The sequence below is a fragment of the Kocuria sediminis genome (assembly GCF_009735315.1).
Classification (GTDB): Bacteria; Actinomycetota; Actinomycetes; order Actinomycetales; family Micrococcaceae; genus Kocuria; species Kocuria turfanensis.
Genome location: NZ_WOGU01000037.1, coordinates 1 through 3,183, shown reverse-complemented (window position 1 = coordinate 3,183; position 3,183 = coordinate 1). Strand labels below are relative to the sequence as shown.

1 rRNA gene is annotated in these 3,183 nt (G+C 57.8%); it reads left to right on the top strand.

Annotated features, from left to right (window positions below):
* The first annotated feature begins 53 nt into the window (after nt 1-53).
* A 23S ribosomal RNA gene (locus GMA12_RS18075) occupies nt 54-3,182 on the top strand.
* Nucleotide 3,183 lies beyond the last annotated feature (1 nt).

The following is a 3,183-nucleotide window of genomic DNA, read 5'->3' as shown; positions in this document are numbered from 1 at the left end:
GTTGGTGGGTGCGTGCTGGTTGTGGTCGTCGGTCGGTGTGTTCTGTGATCATGTGGCAAGTTTTTAAGGGCGCACGGTGGATGCCTTGGCATCAGGAGCCGATGAAGGACGCGGTAATCTGCGATAAGCCTCGGGGAGCTGATAAACGAGCTGTGATCCGAGGGTCTCCGAATGGGGAAACCCCGCCGCGTGTTATGCGTGGTGACCCGTACCTGAATGCATAGGGTGCGTGGAGGGAACGTGGGGAAGTGAAACATCTCAGTACCCACAGGAAGAGAAAACAACAGTGATTCCGTCAGTAGTGGCGAGCGAACGCGGAAGAGGCCAAACCGATGGTGTGTGAGACCCGGCAGGGGTTGCATCATCGGGGTCGTGGGGCGTGTCGTCCCGGGTCTGCCGGCCCGGGCGTGTGAGTGCAGGGCGATAGTCGAACCGGTGTGAGTGCCGGGCCGTAGAGGGTGGGAGTCCCGTAGACGAAATCGCTGCTGCCGCGCGGTGTACGTACCCAAGTAGCACGGGGCCCGTGAAATCCCGTGTGAATCTGCCAGGACCACCTGGTAAGCCTAAATACTACCTGATGACCGATAGCGGACCAGTACCGTGAGGGAAAGGTGAAAAGTACCCCGGGAGGGGAGTGAAATAGTACCTGAAACCGTGTGCCTACAATCCGTCGGAGCCTCTAGGGGTGACGGCGTGCCTTTTGAAGAATGAGCCTGCGAGTTAGTGTTACGTCGCGAGGTTAACCCGTGAGGGGTATCCGTAGCGAAAGCGAGTCTGAACAGGGCGAGTGAGTGGCGTGATCTAGACCCGAAGCGAAGTGATCTACCCATGGCCAGGTTGAAGCGCGTGTAAGAGCGCGTGGAGGACCGAACCCACTTCAGTTGAAAATGGAGGGGATGAGCTGTGGGTAGGGGTGAAAGGCCAATCAAACTTCGTGATAGCTGGTTCTCCCCGAAATGCATTTAGGTGCAGCGTTACGTGTTTCTTGCCGGAGGTAGAGCTACTGGATGGCCGATGGGCCCTACAAGGTTACTGACGTCAGCCAAACTCCGAATGCCGGTAAGTGAGAGCGTAGCAGTGAGACTGTGGGGGATAAGCTTCATAGTCGAGAGGGAAACAGCCCAGACCACCAACTAAGGCCCCTAAGCGTGTGCTAAGTGGGAAAGGATGTGGAGTTGCTCAGACAACCAGGAGGTTGGCTTAGAAGCAGCCACCCTTGAAAGAGTGCGTAATAGCTCACTGGTCAAGTGATTCCGCGCCGACAATGTAGCGGGGCTCAAGTACACCGCCGAAGTTGTGGCATTGCACCAACGATACCCAGCCGGGCCTTGCGCCTGGTTCAGGTGGTGCGATGGGTAGGGGAGCGTCGTGTGGGCAGTGAAGCTGCGGGGTGACCCAGTGGTGGAGCCCACACGAGTGAGAATGCAGGCATGAGTAGCGAATGACGGGTGAGAAACCCGTCCGCCGGATGATCAAGGGTTCCAGGGTCAAGCTAATCTGCCCTGGGTCAGTCGGGACCTAAGGCGAGGCCGACAGGCGTAGTCGATGGACAACGGGTTGATATTCCCGTACCGGCGAAGAACCGCCCCTATCGAACCGGGGACACTAACCACCCGAACCGCACCGTGGTGCCGGCCTAGCCGGTGCCTGGTGGCGGGGAGCGTGGGACCTGAACCGGGGAGGTAAGCGTATTAACAGGTGTGACGCAGGAAGGTAGCCGAGCCGGGCGATGGTAGACCCGGTCTAAGCGTGTAGGGCGATCCGTTGGCAAATCCGCGGATCATGCGCCTGAGACGTGACGGGACCCCCATCCGTGGGGGGATTCGGTGATCCTATGCTGCCGAGAAAAGCATCGACGCGAGGTTCCAGCCGCCCGTACCCCAAACCGACACAGGTGATCAGGTAGAGAATACTAAGGCGATCGAGAGAATCATGGTTAAGGAACTCGGCAAAATGCCCCCGTAACTTCGGGAGAAGGGGGGCCCGGACCGTGGACACCACTAGCTGGTGCGAGCGGGTAAGGGCCGCAGAGACCAGGGGGAAGCGACTGTTTATCAAAAACACAGGTCCGTGCGAAGTCGCAAGACGAGGTATACGGACTGACTCCTGCCCGGTGCTGGAAGGTTAAGAGGACCCGTTAGCCTCACGGCGAAGCGGAGAATTTAAGCCCCAGTAAACGGCGGTGGTAACTATAACCATCCTAAGGTAGCGAAATTCCTTGTCGGGTAAGTTCCGACCTGCACGAATGGAGTAACGACTTCCCCGCTGTCTCAACCATGAACTCGGCGAAATTGCAGTACGAGTAAAGATGCTCGTTACGCGCAGCAGGACGGAAAGACCCCGAGACCTTTACTATAGTTTGGTATTGGTGTTCGGTGTGGCTTGTGTAGGATAGGTGGGAGACGGTGAAGCGGGCACGCCAGTGCCCGTGGAGTCAACGTTGAAATACCACTCTGGTCACTCTGGACATCTAACTTCGGCCCGTGATCCGGGTCAGGGACAGTGCCTGATGGGTAGTTTAACTGGGGCGGTTGCCTCCTAAAGAGTAACGGAGGCGCCCAAAGGTTCCCTCAGCCTGGTTGGCAATCAGGTGTCGAGTGTAAGTGCACAAGGGAGCTTGACTGTGAGAGCGACAGCTCGAGCAGGGACGAAAGTCGGGACTAGTGATCCGGCGGTACATTGTGGAATGGCCGTCGCTCAACGGATAAAAGGTACCTCGGGGATAACAGGCTGATCTTGCCCAAGAGTCCATATCGACGGCATGGTTTGGCACCTCGATGTCGGCTCGTCGCATCCTGGGGCTGGAGTTGGTCCCAAGGGTTGGGCTGTTCGCCCATTAAAGCGGTACGCGAGCTGGGTTCAGAACGTCGTGAGACAGTTCGGTCCCTATCCGCTGCGCGCGCAGGAAATTTGAGAAGACCTGTCCTTAGTACGAGAGGACCGGGACGGACGAACCTCTGGTATGGCAGTTGTACCGCCAGGTGCACCGCTGCTTCGCTACGTTCGGAAGAGATAACCGCTGAAAGCATCTAAGCGGGAAGCTCGCTTCGAGATGAGATTTCCACGCACCATCAGGTGTGAGAGGCCCCCAGCGAGACCACTGGGTTGATAGGCCGGAGGTGGAAGCACGAACCAACGACGTGTGCAGCCGACCGGTACTAATACGCCGACAACTTACCCCAC